Source organism: Spirosoma jeollabukense, from assembly GCF_054777855.1.
Map to the genome: position 1 here is coordinate 52,618 of NZ_BAAHAD010000002.1, position 25,028 is coordinate 77,645.

Annotated in this window: 17 protein-coding genes; 2 read left to right on the plus strand and 15 right to left on the minus strand. The window is 49.9% G+C overall.

The window, feature by feature from the left end; genetic code table 11:
• Positions 1-65: 65 nt before the first annotated feature.
• Positions 66-725 carry a class I SAM-dependent methyltransferase gene (locus tag ACYVEA_RS08655; RefSeq protein ID WP_461113031.1) on the minus strand — a complete coding sequence of 220 codons (660 nt, stop codon included), beginning with the start codon at positions 723-725 and terminating at the stop codon, positions 66-68.
• A gap of 345 nt (positions 726-1,070) precedes the next feature.
• On the opposite strand from ACYVEA_RS08655, the gene ACYVEA_RS08660 reads away from it, so the two are divergent.
• Entirely contained in the window at positions 1,071-1,304 is a 234-nt protein-coding gene (locus ACYVEA_RS08660) for a hypothetical protein (RefSeq protein WP_093831762.1), read from the plus strand.
• A gap of 42 nt (positions 1,305-1,346) precedes the next feature.
• Here ACYVEA_RS08660 and ACYVEA_RS08665 read toward each other — a convergent pair whose 3' ends face one another.
• The 14 genes from ACYVEA_RS08665 to rpe form a co-directional block, all read right to left on the minus strand.
• On the minus strand, positions 1,347-2,348 hold the full coding sequence (locus ACYVEA_RS08665; protein WP_461113032.1) for a hypothetical protein: 1,002 nt from the start codon (positions 2,346-2,348) through the stop codon (positions 1,347-1,349).
• A gap of 57 nt (positions 2,349-2,405) precedes the next feature.
• Entirely contained in the window at positions 2,406-5,123 is a 2,718-nt protein-coding gene (locus tag ACYVEA_RS08670) for a hypothetical protein (protein ID WP_461113033.1), read from the minus strand.
• Positions 5,124-5,222: 99 nt separating this feature from the next.
• On the minus strand, positions 5,223-6,614 hold the full coding sequence (locus ACYVEA_RS08675) for a protoporphyrinogen/coproporphyrinogen oxidase (protein WP_461113034.1): 1,392 nt from the start codon (positions 6,612-6,614) through the stop codon (positions 5,223-5,225).
• 101 nt (positions 6,615-6,715) lie between these two features.
• Positions 6,716-7,477, minus strand: a complete 762-nt coding sequence (locus ACYVEA_RS08680; protein WP_461113035.1) for a glycosyltransferase family 2 protein — start codon at positions 7,475-7,477, stop codon at positions 6,716-6,718.
• A gap of 215 nt (positions 7,478-7,692) precedes the next feature.
• Positions 7,693-8,856, minus strand: coding sequence for an acyltransferase family protein (locus ACYVEA_RS08685; RefSeq protein ID WP_461113036.1), 1,164 nt, complete (start codon positions 8,854-8,856; stop codon positions 7,693-7,695).
• Positions 8,857-9,003: 147 nt separating this feature from the next.
• Positions 9,004-10,701: a hypothetical protein gene (locus tag ACYVEA_RS08690; RefSeq protein WP_461113037.1), complete on the minus strand. Its 1,698-nt coding sequence runs from the start codon at positions 10,699-10,701 to the stop codon at positions 9,004-9,006.
• Positions 10,702-10,709: 8 nt separating this feature from the next.
• Complete coding sequence (locus tag ACYVEA_RS08695) at positions 10,710-12,461, minus strand: hypothetical protein (RefSeq protein WP_461113038.1); 1,752 nt, start codon at positions 12,459-12,461, stop codon at positions 10,710-10,712.
• 12 nt (positions 12,462-12,473) lie between these two features.
• Positions 12,474-13,382, minus strand: a complete 909-nt coding sequence (locus ACYVEA_RS08700) for a transketolase family protein (RefSeq protein WP_461113039.1) — start codon at positions 13,380-13,382, stop codon at positions 12,474-12,476.
• A 59-nt stretch (positions 13,383-13,441) separates the two neighbouring features.
• Entirely contained in the window at positions 13,442-15,424 is a 1,983-nt protein-coding gene (locus ACYVEA_RS08705; protein ID WP_461113040.1) for an NAD-dependent epimerase/dehydratase family protein, read from the minus strand.
• 101 nt (positions 15,425-15,525) lie between these two features.
• Entirely contained in the window at positions 15,526-16,356 is an 831-nt protein-coding gene (locus tag ACYVEA_RS08710) for a transketolase (protein ID WP_461113041.1), read from the minus strand.
• Between the two features lie 14 nt (positions 16,357-16,370).
• Positions 16,371-18,221, minus strand: coding sequence for a glycosyltransferase family 39 protein (locus tag ACYVEA_RS08715; protein ID WP_461113042.1), 1,851 nt, complete (start codon positions 18,219-18,221; stop codon positions 16,371-16,373).
• Between the two features lie 31 nt (positions 18,222-18,252).
• Complete coding sequence (locus tag ACYVEA_RS08720) at positions 18,253-20,295, minus strand: OmpA family protein (protein WP_461113043.1); 2,043 nt, start codon at positions 20,293-20,295, stop codon at positions 18,253-18,255.
• A 148-nt stretch (positions 20,296-20,443) separates the two neighbouring features.
• Complete coding sequence (locus ACYVEA_RS08725; RefSeq protein ID WP_461113044.1) at positions 20,444-21,874, minus strand: alpha-amylase family glycosyl hydrolase; 1,431 nt, start codon at positions 21,872-21,874, stop codon at positions 20,444-20,446.
• Between the two features lie 43 nt (positions 21,875-21,917).
• Positions 21,918-22,589 (minus strand): ribulose-phosphate 3-epimerase, encoded by a 672-nt coding sequence (gene rpe, locus ACYVEA_RS08730; protein ID WP_461113045.1) that lies wholly within the window; start codon positions 22,587-22,589, stop codon positions 21,918-21,920.
• 237 nt (positions 22,590-22,826) lie between these two features.
• Between rpe and ligA the strand changes: the two genes are divergently transcribed.
• Positions 22,827-24,980 carry an NAD-dependent DNA ligase LigA gene (gene ligA, locus ACYVEA_RS08735; protein ID WP_461113046.1) on the plus strand — a complete coding sequence of 718 codons (2,154 nt, stop codon included), beginning with the start codon at positions 22,827-22,829 and terminating at the stop codon, positions 24,978-24,980.
• Positions 24,981-25,028 lie beyond the last annotated feature (48 nt).

Genomic DNA, 25,028 nt, shown 5'->3' on the forward strand with positions numbered 1-25,028 from the left:
TTGTGGACTAAGTGGCTGGCAATAGGCATTTAGCCCGCAAATTGTGCCCATAAATAACTAAGTCGCTACTGATCAGAGGACGGTTTTCGGGCAATGAACAAAAATTGTTTGCCTAAAATTTTCCACACAAATGGTATGTACATGTATAACTTTACCAGCGTTGGGTGAATGGGTAAACCTCCCCGGAAGGATAAGGGTAAAAAACGGGAATAAGACTTCTCAATTGTGAAGCCAGCGCCATACAGGTGTTCGGCAACACCCAGTTCCGATAAAACAACGGTATGGTCTGCAAAGTCAAAATATTCACGATAGCAATATTTGAAATTGGGGCCAATGATACCGATTTTCCCTCCTGGTTTTAAGCAACCATACATGCGCTCAAGAAAGAAGGCAACTTCTTCCTGGCTACGGAGATGTTCAAGAAAATTAGAAATAAATACCGCATCGAAGTAGTTTTTAGGTAACTCTACTGTCAACACATCACCAATTATAAGGTTAACTTCGGGTGCAGCAAATTTTCGGATGGCATCAACTATATCAACCGTCCATCGTTCTTCACTAGGTACTGCATTAATAAACTCACACATACCGCCCGCTGAGTCAAGAATCCGCTTAGGCTTATCAAGTAGGTCATAGAAGTAATGGGCAATAATAGACCATATAACTTTCTTTTTCTCATGGGAAACTTGCTGAAAGCGATATTGGTAAATACGGTCGTAGTTCATGGATGTACTTAAGAGGCAGTGAAATGCAATTATAATGGATGCTGCTAATAAACGCATTCTACTTCTATCACATGGTACAGTTTGTAGAAGTTTGCGCTTCAACAACTGAATACGTGAATTTACCTTTTCTGGGTATTGAGTAGCCTATACAAAGAAGTTATTCTGAAAAATACTATGAGCAGTTAAATAAAATTAGCTTGTAGAAATGAGCTGTATTGTAATGATTTAGCTGTATACTGTTTTAGTTGTATTCTACTAGTGTTTTAGTGTAGTATATAAAGTCGGGCGACTCATTTGGTGAGTCGCCCGACTTTTGCTTATTTCGCCTGTCATCCCCAAACGTCCATGCAGCCCGCCGATTTTACCCAGCTCCCCGCCGACCAGCAACTTGATACTCTTTATTTCGCGGGCGATATCCTCGCCAATCGATACGAAGACGAGAACATTTTTCTGCTGTACAATCTTCGCGATTTCTACGTCGAGCTCAAGTACAACGCCTATAACAGCCAGCTTAACCAGGTTTCGGCGTTTCGGGACACGGGCAAATTAGAGCCTTATCTGCCTTACCTATCGGTTTAGATAGACGTAAATTCCTGACTTTAGTTGCAAAGGTATTTAGTGTTAAATACCCAACGTCTGTTGTACCTGAGTGAGCCATATGGCGCGCCCATTGCAACTCCAGTGGGTATCGCTTTTTAAATACACCGACGTAGCGTTTTTCTGGAAAGGGCCATACGCATCAACCACTGGAACCTTCAAGCGGGGGTTATTCTGAATTCGCTCGATCAGGTGGTTGTAGTCGCCCCGACTTGGTTCCAGGATGCTGGCTTTGTTCGGAATAAGGGATAGATACACGTCATCAAATCCCAGCTTCTGGTATCGCTCAGCGGTTGCATTGACACTGTCGACCAGCGCATTCACCTCGCGGTCAGTCAATACTGAGAACGACGAGTTCAGAACTTTACTCGTGTCAGTATCGGAATGCAGAAACACATTTTTTTTGTCCTTCGAAAGGCTGACGCTCGTGTAGGCCCGATCGAACCAGTTTAGCGTCAGTGCGGCTTTGAACTCCTTGATCCAGAAAGCCCAGTCGTGGCTGAATAGCGCTGATTCCAGCCGCTCATCTACATCTTTACGATGAAATTCTGTGTTCCATTGCTGACTCAACGAGGGTGGCTGAATCGGTGTCTGACTGGTATCGTTCTCAACGATTAATTCATTGACTGGAATCGCGAAATGTTCCCGGAAATGTCGCTCCACTGATTCAATCAGCAATACGTTGCGTTTGTTAGGATCAAGTTGTATACGTTGCGGATGCTCCCAGGCAACGCGCTGAAAATGACTCACCCGAAAATCAGATCTGCTCAGGCGTTGTGGTTCCGAGAAACTGTCGCCAATAAGATAAAGATGGGTTGATGCTGTGTCGCTCGACCGATTGGAGGGCGGACAACTAGGTTGCTTCTGCTTAAACTGAGGCAACGCCGAAAGCCGATATAAATCACCAAACCGGTAATCATCGACGATCAAACCAGTTTTATAGAGCCAGTGGGATACGGTGCTGGACAAACCAGCTCCCCAAAGCACCAGGGCAACCAGTAAAAGTATATATCGAAATATACGCATGTGGCGTGGGGTGTGGAGCATGGGGATAAGAGATTGCTCCATGCCCCACGCTCCGTGCTATCTTAATCGGATGCTAAATAATTGTACGGCTTGTTTGGCTCCACTCAGAATATAAACCTCATTTGAACGCTCGTCGAATTGCAGGGCTACCGGAAAATCGCTTGGAATGGGCCGGTCACCAATAATCCGTCCGTTCATATCGTATAGCGTAGTGTAGCCGCCTGATTTCACGCTGATTAATTCAACACCCGCGCCGAGCCGGTGGTAGCGAATGTTATTACGTCCCGATTGAAGTGCCCGTACGTCAAAACGGCGTTGCCCCTGCTGATCAAGTACGGTTAATTCCGTGTCGCTTGCACGAAGAATCAGCCAGTTTGTCTGGTCTTCATCGGGAAACAATCGGAACGAAGCCCTGCGGACAGGTCGATATAACTGCGTCCGTTTGGCAATCAGTCCGTTGCTGTTTAAGACGATCAACTGGCCTTCCTCGGTAATAGTTTGGATGGTTGTCTGACCGGGCGGTAGCAAGGCTGTACCGGTGAAATGAACCTCGGGTTCTTCTTCATTGGTACGTTCGATTCGGGCGGGAAAATGCGGATACTGCCTGCCGTTTTCGTGCCAGTGATTCAGTGTGCCATCCGCCTGTATGGCCAGGACGTCCATGCCTGTTGGCGTCGTTATAACCTGAAAGGGTAATTGCAATGGCCCTTTTCGAGGAGCCATCATCAACTGAATAAACATTCGTCGTTGACGATCCAGCGCATAAATGTGTCCATCCTCATGAGCGAACAAGGCTACCAGATTCCGTTGCTGGCTACCGTGTGGGCGAGCCAGATACGTTACATCGAGCCCTTTCGGTAACGGGATTGATTGGAGGTTAACTCTTTTTTTGCTACGTGCCGGATCAGCAATGTAGAGCGTCCGGTCGGTCATAAACAGGTATTGCAACCGACCATTGTTGAGAAAATCAACCCCCAATGCATTGCTGCGAATCGGCCCATCCGTTCTGCTTTGGACGATTTTATCGCCTTCAGGTGTCACCAGTACAAACTCACCCGCATTGCTCTGCGCATAAAACTGGGATAAGCTATCGCTAAGGCTTCCGGTTACGATAGGGGCTGAGATCAGTGGTGCATTGAAAACCGTTTTCTTTTGCAGTAGTAATTTGTTGAGTACTGCCTGGCTGGCCCTACGGGTAGTACGTCCCAAGACAACCGTTGACTGGATATTCTCATTGCCGTAACTGGCCTGATACGCCATATTTTCTAAGTTCGTCAGGGCTGCGCTGCCGGTAGCGGGATCAACTTTATCGAGCAGGTTTTGCCAGGCTAGCGGCCAGGTAGTAGGTACGGCGGTATGAGCCCGATTCAGGCGGACGAAGGCTGTGAAATTAGCGGGCCGTAACGTCATATTCAGTAATTCGGCTTGCCGTTGATCGGCGGTCCAAATGGCTCCTCGTTGTATTTGTTGCAGGTAATCCTGCATGGTTTCTTCACTGTTTGCGACGAGTAACGACGTGCCATGCTGCGTGATCCAGCTTTGCGAAAAGCCCGAGAAAAGACTACTGAATAGTGACGCGGGTAATTCTGATACGTTTAGTAACAACAGTTTATGGCCCAGGAATGACTTTGGAGCACCTGGTGCTTTAGCACCTGCTTTGTAGGCCACTTGCTGGTAGAGATTGGCAAGCTGCTTGCCGTTTTGGGCTGTAATGATCATTACTTGCCGCAGGTCACCAGTGGGAGATTCCATACGGCAAAGCATAATGTCGGTGCCCAATGACTGATAGAGAGCCCTCGTTACGGGCTTAATCTGGTCAAAGCGATCGCGTAGGAAATCGCTGGAAGCCGATCCCAGCAATTGACTGAGCGAGCGACCAAAACGCCGGGCATCGCTGACGCCAATGTGGTAGAGAGTGGCCGTTGTTTGCGGAATCAGGTAGGCATGTTGAATTCGCCGGGGGGCTTGTCCGGCAAACAAGGCTGCTACGTCGCGCCGACCACCGATCTGGTCAACGGCGTAGCCAATGATATGAGAAGGGGAGGCCGATTGCCGAAATTGCAGATTTAGTTCCTCGGGTAGGAAAAGCCGAACCAGTGACCCTACGTTGCTGAATAGTGATTGAAGAACGTCGGGCCGAACGGAAACAGCCGCCAGATTATCTGAATTAACCCGAAAATTGGGCTCCGCCTGGGCCAGTTTCAGTGACTGGTGCATCCGTTTGGCAACATTTTCAATGAGAATACCCGATACGCTGCCAATCAGAAACCCATCGGTAAGAATAAATGAACCGACAGGATCATTCGTGCGCGTAACCAGATCCAGAATTTTTTCGCCCGAAAACGTGTGGTTTAATACTCGATACTGGCGCGGATCGGGCTTGGTTACTAAATTCAGAAACGGTTGATCGGCATCGCTAATCGGGATGTAAAAGATGAAATCAAGCGTTGTTTTGGAAATGGAATGGAGCGAGTACCGGATAGTACGGCTTTTAACAAACTTCAAAACCGTAGCCGAATCGGCCGTTGCGTAAAGAAACCGATCGACGCGCTGGCGGGCTTCATCGAAGACCGGAATCTGTCGTAACGACATTTCATTGCGCAGTGCGCGTGCCGAAACTGTGTCCTGAAGCCGGTCGCTTGCCAAGACCAACAGGGCACCTGGTGGTATGAGTGACCCGACAGTACGAACGGTGGGAAACACTTGTCGATAGCCGAACCAGCCACCAATCAGCAGCATTACAGCACCGACACCAATCCAGAGACGCTTGTTCATAGTTTAAAAATAGTTAATAGTCGATACTCATCCGTTGATAGTCATTAGTATTTCACTGACGGCTATCAACGGATGAGTATCGACTATTAACTGGCATACTTATTTCCCCCACATCGCATTGGCGGTTTCTGGGAAAGGCATCGTTACTTCGGGAATATTGGCCGCTACGCGGTTAGCCCATTCAACCCCTTGCATGAGCGAGTGATCCTGGTTACTCACTTCGTATTTCCAGGCGCCAAACCGACCCCGCGAATAGATGCCAAAGGGCTCCAGTTTGGGCAGTACGGCTTTCAGAATGCCATCGCGTTCAACCGATGGGGTTGGATAGCCATAGTCGAAAGCCATGTGAAAGGTTGAAATCACATCGTCGGCCGATTCAATCAGTTTATCTTCGATCAAAGCACGAATAGTGTCATCAATCAGCGTTTCGCGGTTAACTGGCTTGGCCAGCGACTCGCTTGTTTCGGTCATGAGCGACCAGTTCTGGCTGATATCCGGTACGTTGTTGGGGCTGTAGTTAGAGAACACCGTCACGCGATAATAAGGGCTGTTGTATTCCGGGAAATACATCCAGCACATCGTTTCCAGGCTTTCTTTTGGTTTGCCTTTCAACCCAACCCCCACTACGTTGGTGGATGAGTGTTTCAGACCCTGCGCCAACTGGACGGTTTCCGAATCAAGCCCTTCCACCCGCTGCGTAAACAAATCGAGTGGCATGGTATTCATCAGGTATTCATAGTGAATTTCTTCGCCGTCGGCCAGAATGATTTTCTTCTCCGGACCAATCACTTTCTCAACGGTCGCGTTAAGTTTTACCTTTTCACGGCCGACCAGATCGCCAACCGATTCCCAGATACCACCCGTGCCTCCCTTCTTAGGAAACTGGAACGTACTGTTGGGGCCCCAGGAAAAGTCGTCCTGATCGAAGATTATATTTTTTGTAACCCGTTGCAAATCAGTGACGGCTACGCGTTCGCCTACCCAAACGGCATTCATGTCTTCTGGTGGGTAGGCCCACACTTTGAAGTTGTAGGGGAACATGAACGTTTCGGCCAGACCCGGACCGAACGTTGCCAGAATCCACTCGCGGAAGTTAGCGGGCTTCTGATTGGTAGGAAATTTGTAGTTATGAATAATGCCTTCGAGGCATTTCCACATCGTTTCGGGCGTCAGGTATTTAATGTTGTTCTGAAACGGATAGGGCACGAATCGATTTTCGATCCAGACCCACGATTCGCGCTGATGCGTGAGCCAGCCATCAGCGCCCAACGCTTTAAGCATCAGCTCATCGAAGTATTTATAGTGAGAAAACTGCACGTGACCGCCTACGTCCCAGGTAAATCCTTTCTCGTCGACAAAGCTCTTGGACAGGCCCCCAATGCGGTTTTCTTTCTCTAAAACGATGAAGTCAGTAATCCCTAACTCCTTCAGGCGATAAGCCGCGCCAAGCCCCGTTGGCCCGGAGCCAATAATGACATATTTATAATTCATGAGTTACGTTGAATTAGCTATATGGCGTAGACTAGTTGATCTCTACTGTAGCGATGAGAAACGATATATCATACGTAGTATAGCCTACCCCCGATACCAATTTATGCGATCACGGGGTCTGGCTTTTTAAGCGCTTTGACTTTGTCGCTAAGTTCAAAACGGAACTGGGCCAGCTCTTTAAAGCTCTGGATACATACTTTCAGCAGTTTCCATTTTAGGATTGAGACCGTACCCGTAACCCGTTCTTTGTGCGTAATAGGAATATCGAACGTGTTGAATCCCGCCTTTTTCGACATAACAGCCAGGAAAATATTGGGTGCAAATGGCGTTGGCGTTGGCAATTGTGCCAGCAGTTTCCGAAGGAAAGTGCCGCGGATAAGCCGGAACGGAATATTGCTATCCATGATATACGTTCCGTAGATGAAGGCAATGCTCAACCGCAATATCCGTGTAATAACCAGCCGGGCAGGGGCATCATATCGTTCTTCGCGGTAGCCCAGGATAAACGGCGATTCGTTACGTTTGGCCCAGAGTTTCCCAAAATCATCAGAAATGAACTGGTCGTCGCTATCCGTCTGGAATACGTATTCAGAGTCCAGCGCGACCGCTTGCCGGTAGCCATTTACGACGGCGTTACCATGCCCACCGTTGGGCTGATGCACCACCATTAATTTGGGATAGCGGTCTTTAATTTGATCTAGTATATCACCAGTTTTGTCGCGAGAACCATCATTTACGACAATCAGGCGGGTATTTTCGGCGGGAAACTGACGGGTCAACAAATCGGTCCATTGCTTTACAACAGTCTCAATTACTTCTTCTTCGTTGTAAGCCGGCATTACAATTGACAGCAGGAGGCTCATTCAGTGTACTTTAGGAGTTAACGGTACGTCAGTTATTCGTCAGTCAACAGGTTAAACTAAGTTGGACCAGATAATAGAGCCAATCCGAATTGTTGGTTCCTATTAATACCACAAATATAGGAAATTGTTAGTGGCTAACCGTCCCCGCTGAATAGGACATTATTAAGCGGAATGCCAGATTCTATTTGTATAAGAGGCCGCCAGCTGTGGCTCGATCAGTATGAATAGCGGTCTTTCAGTGAATTAATTGGCTTTTCAATCAAAAACCAGGAAACTGTGGCTACCAGGATAGTCAGGGAAAGGTAGAACGAAAATTGAAAAAAATAGGAGCTATTGAGAAAAGGTAAAACGTCTGAAATCCGACGCCAGGCCCGCACGGTGAAATGCGTTTGCTGGGTGTGGTATACATTAAACACGAAGTTATGGTATAAATATAGACCATAGCTAATACGTCCCAGATACTGGCTAACGGGATTTTCGAGTATCCATTTCATGGCACCGCCAAAACCCAGCACCGCCCGACCGATCAGAAAAAAGCCAAACACAGAAGCTGCCAGCCGTTCCCATACGTCCGAGACGATATTATGATAGCCTCGGGGCGAGTCAAGCGCAATCCAGTTGTTTAGAACACCCAGGAGAATAAACACTAGTAAAAAGAACCAAACCCAGATTGACGATTGAAAAACCCGCACAAAGAGGTCGCGCTGATATAACCAGCCATAGGCCATTAGGGTGCCCAACCCGAATGCATCCAGACAGGTAGGCGTCGACACATACCCGGTAAACCAGGGCATATGGGCATGATATAATATGTACCGGAGGCCGACGCTGCCAATAATCATGCAGAGACCCGTTAGGGGCACATACCGGCGGGGTACGAAAAAGAACAAAAGCGGCAGAATAAGATAGACCTGCTCTTCAACGGCCAGGGACCACAGATGGTCGACAGTGCCCATCCAGGTATGGTAAATGGCAATGTAGATGTTCGTGCCATACAGCGCCAGCCAGGCGAACTTTTGCCGAACGGGCGGTTCGTTAACAAGCGCCAGGATGAACAGGGTCAGATAATAAACCGGGAAAATCCGGATGGTTCGGCGGATGTAGAACGTTTTTAAGTACTTCGACAGACCACCGTTGGGTTGATTGCTGAGTTTGTCTTTGCTGGAAAGAAGAATACGCGTGATCAGAAAACCGCTTAGCACGAAGAAGATCGTAACCCCTAACGCACCCAACGCGCCCACCGGCAATTCGATGTGGGTGACTGTCCAGTGATCAAATAAAACCAAAGCGACGGCAAGGAATCGGACCCCATCCAACTGGATGATGTGATTTTTATCTTTCTGGATTTCTCGTATGGTTTCTTTCGGAACAGGTTGCATGCGACGCTTGTGAGATTCCTACGACTAACAGGTAGTCAGAATAGAGTATCAGATTTTTTTCGGAAACGTACCTAAGCGCCTGACAACAGGTGAAAAGGTGCCACGGCCTCTGACGAAAATCCTGATAGAGCAAAGAATATACTCTGTTTATAAAGATGTAAAAGTAACGTATCGATCAGTCATGGCAAGGTGAATCCGGTTATTCTGATGAGTAAGTATGCCAATTCGATAGCGCCCGTGTTCTAATTTTTCTTTTAAAGCCTGCGCCTGGAATCCATTAGCCATAAAATAATCAGAAAATCCGGTCAGTATTGGTGATGTGGGCCGTAAAGGTTGGGCGGCAAAAAGATAGGTGTGCGTTACGCTTTTGAAGAAAATGTACGATCCATCATCGGGTTGCCGAAGGGTAGGGTTAGCTGCGTCAGATTTAACGATAGTATACATGAATGGCTGATCATCGATTTTGTCGATACTGGTCGTTGTAGGGGCTGTCCACCAGGACTTGTCAGTTAGCTGATTGATCTGGTTGCTGAGGAAACTTGGATTGGTTGAGACAAAAACTTCTCTGGCGGCCTGTTGGCGGTCTGCCGGTGTGTTTGCCAGATAGTTAACATATTCAGCAACAACTCGCCGATGCTGGTTGATCATACCTTCGAGACAAAGGTAATCGGAGAGCAGACTTAGACTGATACACAGTATACTAATGCTTACTCCGTATTGAGGTAGAGATTTTCTGTTTGGCCAGGTATACAGACTGATCAAATAAACAATGCATAAAGCCAGTGCCGAGTAGACTTTGTAGCGGCCATGTAATAAATAACCTGGTCCACCAAAACCGACACGCGAATAGACGGTAATGGCAACGGTTGCCCCGATGAACAGGATACAGCCAAGGAAGAAACTACTGGATATGTCAACTTGCTCTTTCTTAAAAGATCGAAATAATGAAAAGACAAAACGCCCGGTCACTATAGTCACTAATACACCCATTGCCGTTGTGACCCACAAGGTGCTTTCATAACTCATTAAGCCTGTGCCCGCGTTAGGCCATGGATTTGCTAGAGAGCCCAGAAAAACAAAAAAAGCTTTGATCCAGTCAGTGATTGGGTACTTGAATGGTGAGGGGAAAAAAGATATACGCTGATACGAATAGAAATATCCAGTAATGCAGACTACTGTTGCGAGAGCCCAGTAGCCAACAAAACGCCACTGACGCTGATAGGTCAGCACCAGCAAACCTGCAACCATAACTAGTGGGCCATTCCCGCCCGAAAACGTGACCAGTGTGCCCATGCCTAAAGCCAATAGTCGTATACGGGTAGTATTTTGAGCCAGCCAATAAAATACAAGCAGCGCAAAGGCCAGAAACCAGAAATTCTGAACAGAGGCCATTGCCCAGATCATGCTCTCGTACGACTGTAGCGTGAACAGCAAAAACGGAACGGGAACGAAATAGAGTAGCGGAAGCGAGAGTTGTCGGAATATAGCAAAGAGAATACCAAGCGCTATCAACAAGCCAATAATACCAATGACTGACAGCCAGTAGTAATTCAATGAGCCATTGACCAGGGCATAAAAAGCAAAAACCAGGCGCATCCATACGATACGGTGCTCCCAATGCTGGTCGAACAAATGGATCAGCTTTTGGCTACCCGGACTGTTTTTTAAGAGCAGTAGATGATCCTGTACCTGAAAATCATCCCAGAAAGGCAAATTCAGGGCATACATCAGCACGGCCCAACTTACCAGAACAATGGGCAATGCTATAAGTAACAGCGGCAAAAAACGATCCCACGTAGCTATTTGTTTAGGGCGATGCAGGATAGATGGTGCAGACAAGGCCATAGCGAAAGTTACCAGTTTTTCTCAATATCCCGACGGGCCTGTGGGGTCGCCGTGAGCGATTGGGCGGTTGGGTAACGTTCAATCGCTCCGTCAGGTTTTACGAGTAAGCGCTCAATCTGATACGTTCCCGGTTCCAGCTCCACTTCGGCAATGGAGCTTGAGAACCCGTTGACAAACAAGTTGGCAAGGCCCAGGCTGGCCTTCAGAGAAGGATTGACGTAGGGCGAGGTCTGGTATAAATACAGCCGCTTGACTGAACGTAATAAGATATAAGTACCGGCGTCGGGCCCAACTGGATTAATGGCTGCCGTGTCGATTAACATGAACGCATGGTTGGTCTTTTCCATCGACGAAAGTGGTTTAAGCGGTCCGGTTGGCAGCCTGTATAAATCCGGCAGCACCCGGTCATAAAAAGCCGGAGAGTTCGTGATGTAATGAGTGGTTATAGGATCAAGAGCCAGGACTGGCTGATTTTTTCCATATGACCAGTTAAATTGATTCGTCAGTAGCCATTGCCGCCACCAGATCGTTTCGTCCTGATAAGCTCGGTACGAGCCTGCCATCAGAATAATGCTGAACAGCAGTCCGATACGCAGTACCCACTTTCGGAAGGAAGCTTGTGTGTAAACAACAGCTGCACTGTAGAAAATAGCCAGCAGAACGAGCGAATACGCTTTATAACGGCTGGTAATAAGCGTATTAAGGCCGAATCCCACCCGCGACCAAGCTACAATGGCCGCCGTACCCAGCAAAAAGGCCGTTACACCAACAAAAAAATAATCGAATGGCGAAAGCTTTTTATGGCTCAACCATTTCTTCAAAATAAAACCCCAGATTCCCAGAATAAGCAGTGTGCCTATGCCGCCAACCAGCACACACCTGACAAAGACAGGTCCTACCGGAAATGCTTCAGCCGCTGCCCCATTGAAGGCGAACCACCCTTTCAGTAAGTCAAACACCGTCCCTCGAACGGGCGGGTTCCCGGCCGGTTTTTCGTAGCCAACAAAATACAACGTAATTGTGCCAACCGCGGCTATGCCCCAGATTAGCAACGAACGCCAGCCAGCGCGAATGTTCAGCATACGTTGATGAAACAGAATGGCAAAACCAATGGGCCAGATGAGGATGCCATTTCCACTGGTCAACGTAGCAGCAATGGCCAGCAGCAGCGCAAGGGGGAGGTTTTGCGTAAAACAGAGCGCATAAATGGCCCCAACGATCCACAGCACAACCGTGAAATTTTGCAGAGCCGCCATCCCCCAGAACATATTTTCCCACTGCGACAGATTCAGCAACAGGAATGCAACGGGCGGTAAATAAATCAGGCAGTCGGTAAGGCTGAATGAGGGTTGATTTGATAAATTTTTTGACTGGGCTGACAGTGTGCGGCCAAATACCAACCCGAAAATAGCGAGTAAGCCCACTAGACTCAGGTTCCCGACAATCATCAGATGACGGTAATTGAGTTTACCGAACAAGCTGAAATCCAGCCACGTTATTAAGCGGTCATAAACGATGCGGTGTTCGTTATGCTGCTTGAAAAACTGGTACAGTTTACCAGAAATCGTCGTTTCGGAATCGAGATAAAACAAAAAAGCTTTAAGCGCCTGATCGTCCCATTTCGGTACGTCCACCGCATATGTTGACCAGACCGACCAGAACACGATGATTGGAATCAGTAACAGGATGCCTGCTATCGAAAGACCGACCAGCCCGTGGCGAGTCTGGCGAGTTGGTTGTATGTCGTATAAAACTGGCAATGGACAAAAAAACTAGTTTGTAAACGAGGCTAATTGCCGGGCAATATTAGCCGGATCAAGCCCGGATAGCTGCTGGTGGTATTTCTGATCACCGTACAGACCGTTCGGATAACCCTGGGCCGTCAGACTGACGAAATGGCTCGGCGCGGCCCCTTCGGTCAGCAACTTTACCGATAGCTGCTGGGCCAGCCCACCCACCGATACGTGCTCTTCCACCACCAGCAACGGTTTTCCCGCCCACCGGTGCGCCAGATCGGAAGGCAAATCGAGTGGTAAATTCGTTGCGGTGAAAACGTCGAATTGATTTGTAAGTAGCTCATCCTGAAGGGCCGTCAGGACGTTGGCCGCCACAGGACCCAGGGCCACAACCGTACCGATTGGGGCTGGGCTGCGCACAATATGCCTGAACGAACCCTGCGTTTGGGCACCGTCGGGCGTGTTGGGCCCCGCGCCCAGTCGCAGGTACGTTGGCCGACCTTCCGCTACAATCTGTTCCAGCATGGGCGCTACTTCGTCGGCAAAAGCCGGAATGTAGGTGTTCACATTCTGAAGGCTACTCAGGCAGGCCAGGTCTTCGATGGCATGGTGGCTGCTGCCCATGATGCCGTAGCCATAACCCCCCCCGTTACCCACCAGAAAAACCGGCATCTTATGCAGACAGACGTCATTGCGGAACTGCTCCAGACACCGGTACACCACAAAAGGAGCGATGCTGTAACAGAACACCTTGTAGCCACGATAGGCCATACCAGCCGCCATCCCCACCATGTTCTGTTCGGCAACGCCCGCATTGATGAAGCGGGGCCCTATTGCTTCCACTACGTTTTCGAGGGCGGCATAGCCCAGGTCACCCGTAATGAAAACTACTTTATCGTCTTCCCGCGCGATTTTTTCGATAGCGGCTGAAAATTCTTTGCGCATAGCGTATACAGACTGACGTCCGTTTTTTGCTGATGAAATGGACCGAAGTCCGCATTAGTTCATTTACTCCGTCGCTGCTCGATCAACGTATTGATTTCGGCAGCTGTTTTATAAACCCGCTGGCCTTTGCGGACCATCGTTCGGATAAATTTCGGACGTTTTTTGGTTTCCTCGAAGATCTTGCTGATGTACTCACCCAGAAACGAGATGCCCAGCAGGTTGATGCCCCCAAAGAACATCACCAGCACGATCACCGTCGACAACCCATACGGCGTGTGGGGATCCAGGTTCAACAGCCGCGAGAGAATCTGCCAGCCGATGCCCAGCATCGACAAACCCGTCAGGACAAAACCCGCGTAGGTCATCAGCTCCAGGGGCGCAAAACTAAACGAGAAAATGGCCTTCTTGGCCCACCAGATGTTCTTGGTCCAGTTGTTGGTCGACACCCCGAACAGCCGCTCGGGCCGCACGTAGTCCACCCCCGTCTGTTTGAAGCCCACCCAGGCCCGCAGCCCCCGCAGGAACTGCTCGGTCTCGGGCAGGTTCACCAGCTCCCGCACCACCTTGCGGTCGATCAGTGAGAAGTCCCCTGCATCGACCGGGATGTCGATGTAGGCCGTCCGCTTGAAGAGCCGGTAGAACTGCTTGTAGAAGAAGTGCACGTGGGGGGCCATCTCCCGCTGCACCCGCACCCCATAGACCACCTCGAAGCCCTGCTGCCACTTGGCGTAGAAGTCCGGAATCACTTCGGGGGGGTCCTGCAGATCCCCATCCATGAGCACCACCGCATCCCCCGTGGCAATCTCCATCCCACTCAGAAAGGCGGCCTGGGAGCCGAAGTTGCGGGAATGCTTAATGGCAATCACATTGGGGTCTTTGGCACAGATTTCGTTCAGCACGTCTTCCGTATTATCGGGTGAGTTGTCATTGACAAAGATGATCTCATAGCGGACCTTCAGCTGGTTGAAGGTGTTGACCAGCCGCTCATACATGTGGGGGATGGCCTGGGCGTCCTTGTAACAGGCGATGATGGGCGAAATGACGGGATTGAGCGTTGGGGTCTGGAAGGCGGGAATGACCCGGCTCTCGTAGTGGTGACGAATCTGCCAGTCGGCCGTTTGGCGTAAGCCATCCGAGAGGGAGGTAGTGGCTTGCCAGCCCAGATCGGCCTGGGCGGCCCTGGCATCGCCATACCAGTCGGCGAGGTCCCAGTTCCGGTTACTCATGCTGCCCCAGACGGGTTCCTGTTGCAGGCCGAAGGTTTGGCGGGCGACCTCCACCAGTTCACGCATGGTCGTTTTCTGGCCCGTGGCAATGTTATAGGATCGCCCCCGAATGGTGGCGTTGACCCGCAGGGCGGCTTTGACAAAGGCCTCCACGCAGTCATCGACGTAGACAAAGTCGCGGCTGATGTCGGGGGAGACCAGGGGGGGCAATTGTGCTTTACGAGTCTCTTCGACCAGTCGGGGGATGAGCCGGTCGGGTTCTTCCCAGCCCCCGTAGATAGAGTAGAGTCTAAGGTTGAGCGTGTTGAGCTGGTGCACCCGGGCGTAGTACTCGAGGGTATAGGCCCCCGACACTTTGGAGACGGCGTAGTGGCTGTTGGGTTCGACGGGGTCGGTTTCTTTGGGGGCGGTGCAGTTGAAGCCATACTCGGAGCTGCTGCCGGCATGGATGTAGACCATGTCGGGGGTGCAGGTTTCGAGGATGTTGACCGTGCCCAGGACGTTGGTCTCGTAGGTGAGGCTGACGTTGTTTTGTTTGCTATAAGCGCCGTAGGCGGCCAGATTGAAAATGGTCTTGGGCTTGATCCTGGCGAATACATCCTGGACGGAGGTGGGGGAGAGGATGTCGCAGTGAAGGACATTCTCAGGGGGTAGGTCTAGCAGCTTGAGTCGCCAGGCTTTGGTGGCGTCGTGGGTGAGGGCGTAGACATCCTGGCGTAGGCGGAAGAGTTGCTCAACCAGGTTGGCGCCAATGAAGCCGCTGGCCCCAAAAACGACTATGGGACCGTTGAGTCGGGTAATATCAGAAGGTAGCAAATTGAATGCGGACTGATTTATTCAGGCCACAATATTACGGGAAAAGGACGGATATGCCCTACCGATAGCTCGTTTTATAGCCAACGGCAATAGGTAAACGTCTATACCTGAGCCTCATGAGGCTGCAAATAACGTTCGTTGACATCGGCACAAGCTTGTTCATACTGGTCGGGTGTCATGGGTAAGTAGTGCCATTCGAGCCGATTTTCCATATATGAAACGCCCTTTCCTTTCACCGTGTGGGCAATGATTACTTTAGGTTTACCCGAGTTGGAGGTCGTCAATTGATCAATGGTGGCCAGCAAGTCGTCAATGTTATGACCGTCGACTTCAACCGTCTCGAAACCCATGGCTTTCCAGGTATTCACATCGGCCGTATCCCCCAGCACGTTGGCGGTTGTGTTGAACCCCTGTAATCCGTTTTTGTCGATCAAAACAATTAAATTATCCAGTCCATTCTGAACAGCGTAATGAGCCGCTTCCCAGGTAGTGCCTTCATTGGTTTCGCCATCCGACATGAGCACAAATACGCGGGAGTCGTCGCCCAGTAGTTTGCCCGCCTGGGCCATACCCGTACTGATAGGCAGACCATGACCCAGCGATCCGGTAGCGAACGGAATGCCTTTATGATGATTTGGCGCCGGGTGGGCGGGGAGGGTGGTGCCATTGTGGTAGTACGTGGCCAGTTCGTCGTCCGGAATGTCGCCCAGGTGATTCAGACAGGTGTAGAGCGCGGCAGCCGCATGGCCTTTGGAGAGCAGGAAGGTGTCCTGTTCCCGTTTGCGCGAGATAAGAGCAGCAATCATCAAATCTATGCAACTCAGCGAACAACCGATGTGCCCGGCATGAGCTTTGTTGTACAAACTCAGGAGTTTAAGGCGTAGCGTACCCTGTAGGATTTTCAGATCGCTAGTGTCGATGGTTGATGTCATGGTGTTGGTGGGCGCTAATCGCCGTAACGATAGGTGTTGCCTTTAAAATCAAAAATAGTAATTTTTTTGTCTGAATTCCCTTTCACCAGCACAATCCGGTCGGGCTCGTTGGGGTCAACGCGTTGGATGTATTGGGCATCTTTTGGCAGATACACGTTGACTAGCTGAGCATCCAACAGCGTTACGTTGGAATAGGTTTTATCGATTTTCTCCGAGTAAATAATTCGCTTTTTATTCGGGTACAGAATCGTGTCACCGGGTGCGTAAAGCTGCTTAAGCTGCTGGGCAGCAGACCAGTACGGGTTGGCGATACGTGGTTTTTCGAAATACGTGTATTTGGGCGCTTTATCGGCGTAAATGGCTCCCAGAAGCTGGATAATGTGCCAGGCCTGAAGTAAAAGCACAGCCGCAATGGGTAAGCTGAACCATCTGTGCAGGCTTGGCAGTTGAAGCAAACCCATCGCAACCAGAATGCAGACGTATGGAAACGAAAACGCCGAATAACGCTGGGTAATGCCAAATGTATGACCCGACCGCAAGGCCATAAATAACAGAAATAGCGTCGGAAGAACAGCCAGGAGCAACAGGATGACAACTACCCGTTTCTGATCGGCGTTGGTGCGGTCCACTACGTATCGGTAAATGAGATAAATAAAGGGTATAGCGATCGACAGGACCAGTAACCGCAAAGGCGTTACGCTATAAATCGGTAGGCCAGCCAACAGGACCAGCGGCACGGCGGCATAGACCCAGGTGGGAGGTTTTGCTACGTTTAGATAGCGGTGTATGACAAACGTAGCTACAACGCCCAGTCCCAGCGCCGGGACCGAATTTCGAATCCCGGCCAATGCAGCACCCAGACCATTGGTGATCAGGAATAAATCAGCAAAAATAGGTATACCCCGCACGGCAATATTGGGCACCGTAGCGGGCAGAATAATGCCAAACGGACTGCCCATCGGATTCGTCAGGGCAATGTTCCGATAAAAATTCTTTTGATGTTCGAGGGTGAAAAACGTGTAGGAGCCGCCCCCGAAAAAGAACCACAACGAAACCAGCCCCAGGCTAATTGCACCCGTTATGGCCAGCGTGACCCACGCCCGACTGTTACGTAGGTAGATCAGGGCATATAGCCCATGACACATATAGACCGTAATGGCCAGATAATGTGATAAAACAGCTACCACAAAGACAGCTCCATACGCGACGTAGAGGAGTGGCAGTGAGACCGATTTTGATGATGTTGAGCCAGCTAGAGACGATTGCGAACGAACCCGTTCCAGAATCAATAAAAACAAGTGCGTGGCCAGTAACGTCAGAAAGATCGTCATGGAATAGTTGCGCGCAATGTGGCTGTATGCCACAAAAATTGGCTCGATAGTGGCAATGGCAGCACTTGTTAAGGCCAGGGCATCGACAGAAGAATCGGTAAGCGTAGATGAGAGAACCGAACGGGTCCCGGACCGGAAATGTCGTCGGACAAAGGTAAATAACATCCAGACAATCAGGATGCTAAAAATGACCGACGGCATTCGAAGGGACGTATCACTTAGGCCAAATACCTTTAGCCAAAGCCACAGGACAGCGTAATAGGAGGGACTGTTTCCGATGTCACCCCGAATGTCGGCCTGAATGAAATCCTCAATGGTTTTGGGCTTCCAGAACTCAGCGGGCGTGAAGTACTTCTTGTCGAAAACATCTCGCTGGTTGAATCCTTCCAGACAAACGCTCTGGCTGACCAGCAGCGTCGATTTTTCGTCGAAATAAATGGCATAGGTGCCAACACGATACAGTCGGAGGCCGAGAGCAAGCACCAGTAAGGCACTCAGCAAAAACAGCGTATTACGGGATAAAGGGGCAGACATTGGCTCAAAACTACGCGCAAAATCCGGGTTCTCATAGTTTTAGGATCGTGAATTCGACCCGCCGGTTCAGTTTACGCTTCTCTTCGGTTTCGTTACTGGCAACGGGTTTGCTGGGTCCCCACGCCTTGGTTTGGATACGTTTCTCATCAATTCCTTTACCGATCAGATAGTCTTTGACGACTCGAACACGGTCCTGGGCCAGTTTCATGTTCGGCTCCCAATCCCCCTGATTGTCGGTATGGCCTTCAACCAGCAAGTCCATGGATGGGTATTTTTCCAGCATCCCAACAACCCGGTCCAACTCCTCATTGGCGCTTGGTTGTAGCGCAAACTGGCTTTGCTGAAACAGCACTTCCCGCATGGTAATTTTCTGACCGCTCTCAATTTTGACCAGATACAGATTCCGCCGAATGTCCCGGAATCGTTTGTCTTTGCTAAGGTCCAGGGTTTCGGTCGTAGGGAAATAGCCCTCCTTACTGGCCGTCATGGTATAAACCTTCTGCGTCGGTAAAATCAGTTTATATTCACCCATTTCCGGACTGTAATCTACCGTCGCAACCTCTTTGGAATCGCCAAATAGCTTCGATACTACCGTTGCGGCTACAGGTTTCTGGGTCTTTGCATCAAGTACCTGCCCGGCTACAATGGCTACCGGATCGGGCTTGATGGCCGGGAATAGCTTGAGTCGGAAAATGTCGTCTTCACCAAGCGAGCCAGCTCGGGAACTCAGGTACGCGTACTCGCCGGAGGCCGGAATGGTGAAATAGCCGTCCCATTCATTCGTATTGATGGATGGCCCCAGATTTTCGGGTTCGCTCCAGTTATTCCAGGAATCGTCGAGCCGACGGCTGACAAAAATATCCCCATTGCCGTAACCTGGATGGCCAGCTGAGGTAAAGTAGAGTGTGCGGCTATCAGCGGCTAAAAAGGGAGAGCTCTCAAAGTCAGCCGTATTGATGACGTTGCCTAACGAGACGGGCTCTGACCACGTATTGTCGGGCTTTTGGTGCGATATATACAGGTCGCGATTACCCCGGGAGTCTTTACGTTGCACCGCCAGAATGATGGACCGCCCGTCGGGTGACACGCAGAACTCCAGCTGATTTTTTTCGTGCAGGTTATAGTTGTTGGCAATCTTGCATTCTACCGGTTGCGACCAGCCCGTTTTGGTTCGGATGGATTTGGAAATACCGAAAGAAAGCCCACCATCGGGTCGATATACGTTGATGAGGTAGGCTGTTCGACCATCGGTAGCCATGCTGCTAATGGCGTTGTCGCCCCCGTTGTTGATGGGCGAGCCTATGTTAACTGCTTCATTCCAACCAGGCGTAGTGCCCCCAGCACTGGGTCCAAGTGTTGAATACCATACATCCTGCCGGTCGGCAGCACCCATGTTCGCTTTGTTAAAATTACGAGTAAAGAAGAGTGTCTTCCCATCGGGCGCAATGACCGGCGCCACTTCCTGACCCGACGAGTTGACCGTTTTGCCAAGATTTTCTTTCTGGATATCTTTGGGCGTGTCCTTTGATACGTTGATGCCTACCGAAACAGGCTTGGTATCTTCTGAAATTCCGATCGCATCAATCTGGTTGATCCCCTTTATAGCAGCCCCGTTTATAATAACCTTGAGTTGCTGGCATAGAAAATCGGCCTCTTTGGGGAAAACTCTCAGTAAGGGGTCTACTCTATCCTGAATGCCAGGCGTTTGAAAGACCGGATGCTCCGCGCCTTTTTCGTCAATAGCAATGATACGCACCACGGCGCCCGGATTTACATTTTCGGCTACTACGATCTGCCGGGCATGCATGGGTTTGGCAAAGCCAACCTGAATCCATTCATCGGCAGCGCCATCCGGAGACTGGGGTGCCCAGGCGCAGGGACTTTCACCCAGTTCGGGCACTTTGCTGGGACGCCCTAATGCCTGAGACGCTTTGTACTGCTCTCCGTAGGTGTCTCCTTTTTTCTCCGATGATGCACCAACGACACGACTGGCCCACTGTATGGTTTGTGCCTGACCAGTTGAAAAACTGACCACTACAACCAACATGATTGCCAAGATTCTCCAAACTCGCATAAACGATGAAACGGGGAGCGGTTTATGGGATTAACAGTTTACATAAGAACCGTCATTTATCCTTACGTGCAAACGACTTGTTCAGTTTTTAGAACGTCGGCAGCGTATTATATAAACGTCTTTTGTGTCAGGTAATTTAAGGAAAAAATTAATTCGTTAGCACGCGGTACTCCCATGGTTTGAGCGTCACAGTCATTGCAGACTTTAATTCCATCGATTGGTGGCTAAACACATCGGTATACGTACCGACAAAGCCGTTTCCTTCCAGGCGAATCGTTTGAGGCTCTCCACTCAGGTTTACCATGACGGCTACCCGATCGCTGTCGCGCTGCCGATAGAAGGCATATACTTTATCGTCATGGTCGGTCGGTATTTTTATCGCCTTACCGCCCGCCAGTCCGTTCCAGAGCGCACGGTTGCGATGTTTAAGTGTCAATAAGGCTTCGAAAAAATCACTTTTGGCATAATTGCCCCAGGAGATGGTATCTTTCTCGAAAAACGCCAGCCGTTTGTTCAGGTTCGACTCCATGCCATTGTAGACTAAGGGCATACCTTCCAGCGTACTGCTCAGCACCACAAAAGCATCGGCTCCCGGTCCGAAGGATTCAGCCAACGTACCGTTGTTGGTGTTTTCATCATGATTCTGGGTAAACATCATTTGATAGTACCAGGCTGGGAAACGCTTCTGATTGGCCTGACGCAACGAGTCAATTTTATCGGCTGTGCGGGCGCCTTTGGCTATCGCTTTCAGCATGGTGTGCATACTCCAGCCATAGTTCATGTTGAAGCAGCTTTTAAATTGGTTGGGCTCGTCTTCCCATTCGGCCAGCATAAAAACCGTCTTGATCTTATCCAATTGAGGACGCAACTCGGCCCAGAAATCGTTTGGAACGAACCCCGCTACATCGCAGCGATATCCATCAATATCATATTCTTTCAGCCAGTATTGCATGGCCTCAATCATACCCTGCCGCATGTCCGGATTGTTGTAGTCAAGATCAACAACGTCGGTCCAATCGGTGGGCTTGCCAGTGGTAGGATCGACGGGCGTGGTCATGTGCCCCTTAATTTTCGTGTACCAGTCAGGGTGTTCTTTGACCCACACATGATCCCAGCCGGTGTGGTTAGGTACCCAGTCCAGAATCACGCGCAAACCCAGCGCGTGGGCTCGGGTAACCAGTGTCTTAAAGTCAGCAGGAGTGCCATAGGCAGGATTTACGGCTTTATAATCGGCAACGGCGTAGGGGCTTCCCAATTCGCCTTTTTTGTTTTTCTGACTGATGGGGTAGATGGGCATCAGCCAGACAATGTCAACCCCCATTTCTTTCAGGCGGGGTAACTGTGCTTCAACCGCCTTGAACGTACCCTGAGCGGAAAACTGGCGGGTGTTTACTTCATAAATAGTGGCAAACTTAGCCCAGTCGGGTGCTGGAATGGCGCCAGCCACGGTAGTGTCAGTATCGGTAGGAGCCGAGGTTTCACTTTGATTTTGGGAAGTATTGCGACAGGCTTTCAGTAGCACAAGTGCGCCAAGTAGCACAAGCGCGCTGAATAAAACAGCCAGGTATGATTTCTTCATGAATTGATTCCTACTAATTCAATTTGACAAGCTACGAATTGCATTAGGCTACCATCGGCTGGTGGCTATTTTTCAACTGACGGATGGCTTCCAGTGGGTCCTGCGCCGCAAAAACTGAACTGCCTGCCACCAGGATATCGGCACCGGCACTGAGTAGTGCCGACGCATTTTTTATACTAATCCCCCCATCAATTTCAATTAGGGTAGACGCGCGATTATCCGTCAGTAATTGTTTTAATTTCGCCACTTTCCGGAGGGTATGAGGAATGAACGATTGCCCGCCAAAACCAGGGTTGACCGACATGATCAGCACAACGTCCAGCTGCTCCAGTACGTCTTCAAGCCCATCAACGGGTGTATGTGGGTTGAGCGCTACACCCGCCCGGCAGCCCATTTCCCGAATGTGGGTAAGCGTTCGATGAAGGTGCGTACAGGCTTCGTAATGAACGTGAATCGTGCCGGCTCCTCCTTCGGCAAAAGCGTCGACGTAGCGGTCCGGATCGGTGATCATCAGATGGACATCGAGCGGCTTTTTGCAACGTTTTCGGGCAACATCCAGAACAGGAAACCCAAAGGAAATATTTGGAACAAAAACGCCGTCCATCACGTCAAAATGAAGGTAATCGGCCTCACTATCGTTGATCATCTCCAGATCATGTTGCAGGTTGGCGAAGTTGGCTGCAAGTAGAGAAGGAGCGATAAGGGGTCGAATCATGACAGAGTTGAATTGTTGGACAAGTAATTAATTGAAAAAGAAAGGCTTGTCCGTTAGTTGGCGTTAATTACTTACTTTTTTATCCTGTAAAACTAACATTTTTTTGTTTGATCGAGGAAACAAACCCAATATTGACCGTTAACCAATAGGCTGATTTTTATTTTAAGTACCTGGTATTATTGTTAGATATGATACCTTTTGTATGTGTTTTTGTTAACCGCCCGCTGAAACTTACCTATGACACCCCAGGAACGTATTGCCGAACTGACCCAGCGCCTGAATTATTATACGCATCAATATTACCAGAACAGCATTTCGGAGGTAGATGACTTCACATTTGATCAGCTACTGGCCGAACTTGCCGATCTCGAAAAACAATACCCTGAATTTCGATTGCCCGATACCCCGACGGCGCGCGTTGGTGGAACCATCAGCAAGGAATTTTCGACTGTCTACCATCGCTTCCCTATGCTATCGTTAGGAAACACGTATTCAGAGGAAGACCTTGTTGAGTTTGATAATCGCGTCCGAAAAGGGTTGCGCGAGGAACCTTACGAATATATCTGCGAACTCAAATTCGATGGTGTGGCCCTCAGTATGACCTACGAAAATGGAGTGCTGGTGCAGGGCGCCACCCGTGGCGATGGCGTTCGGGGGGATGACATAACGCACAATATTCGCACAATACGCACGGTACCACTACGTATTTCGAGCGAGGGGCATGGGGCAAGGAGTGAGGAGCAACGGATGGGGCAAACATCTATTGACTTCGGAAATCCCTCCGTACCCCCTGCCCCAAGCTCCTTGCCCCACGCTCTACGCCCCACGCTCCCTGCCCTTTTCGAAGTTCGGGGGGAAGGGTTTTTGCCATTGGCGGAGTTCGAACGGATCAATAAAGAGCGTGAGGACATTGGCGAACCGTTACTGGCGAATCCCCGGAACGCGGCTTCGGGCACGTTCAAACAGCAGGATTCGGCCGCCGTGGCCAAACGACGGCTCGATTGTTATCTCTATTCGTTTCTGTCGGAACCCGACGTATTTCAGACCCACGAAGAAAGTTTGGTGGCCATGAAAAACTGGGGCTTCAACGTGTCGCAGACCTGGCGCAAGTGTGCCACTATTCGGGACGTAATGATGTACATCAGCGAGTGGGAAACCAAACGATTCGACTTGCCGCTGGGCACCGATGGCATTGTTATTAAAGTCAACCGGTATGATCAGCAACGCGAGTTGGGCTATACGGCCAAGAGTCCGCGCTGGGCTATTGCGTTTAAATACAAAGCTCAGGCGGCCAGTACAACGCTGAATGGGATCAGGTACCAGGTTGGCCGGACCGGAGCCGTAACACCCGTTGCCTTGCTGACGCCCGTACTGCTGGCCGGAACCATCGTGAAGCGGGCATCGCTCCATAATGCCAATGAGATCGAGCGCCTGGGCGTCATGATGCATGATACGGTGTTCGTAGAGAAGGGAGGTGAAATTATTCCGAAAATTACGGGTGTAGACCTGACCCGGCGCACGGAGAAAAGCCAGCCAATTAGTTATCCAACGGTCTGCCCGGCCTGCGGAACGCCACTCATTCGCAAGGAGGGAGAAGCGAATTTCTATTGCCCGAATGAGCAGGGCTGCCCACCGCAGCGGCAGGCGCGGTTTGAGCATTTTATTCAGCGCCGGGCCATGAACATCGAAAGCCTGGGCGAAGGTAAAATCGAACTTCTCATTGATCGCGGCTTGGTTCAAACACCCGCTGATCTTTATAAGCTCACATCGAGTGATTTATTGGGTATCGAGAAAATCTTTCTCGATGAAGAGTCAGGCAAGAAACGTATCGTCAGCTTCCGTGAGAAGACCGTCGACAATATTCTGACGGCGATTGAACGCTCGAAGGCACAGCCATTTGCCAACGTATTGTTCGCGTTAGGGATTCGCTACGTTGGGAATACGACCGCCGAAAAGCTCGTCGATTATTTCGGATCGATGGACGCCATTATGAATGCCAGTCCGGAAGCGTTGCTGGCCGTACCCGACACGGGACCCCGTATAGCCGAAAGTGTAATTGCCTGGTTCGCTGATCCTGATAACCGCGATTTTGTCGAGCAACTTCGGGCAACTGGTTTGCAACTTGTTGGTGAGAAAAAAGTGGTGGAACAGGAAGGTGACTCGCTCGCCGGAAAGACATTTCTGTATACGGGCACGTTTGTCAATTTTAGCCGCGAAGAACTCGAAAATCGAATTGCTGCCCATGGCGGACGCGTTTTAAGTGGGATATCTAAAAAACTGAATTACCTGATCGTAGGCGAAAACGCCGGTCCTTCAAAAGTTGACAAAGCCCAAAAGCTGAACGTACCCATGATTAGTGAGGACGAATTTCTAGCCATGCTGGGTGAATAGGAAAAGGAACCGAATTTACTATATTAGTCTACTTACAGACCACCGGAA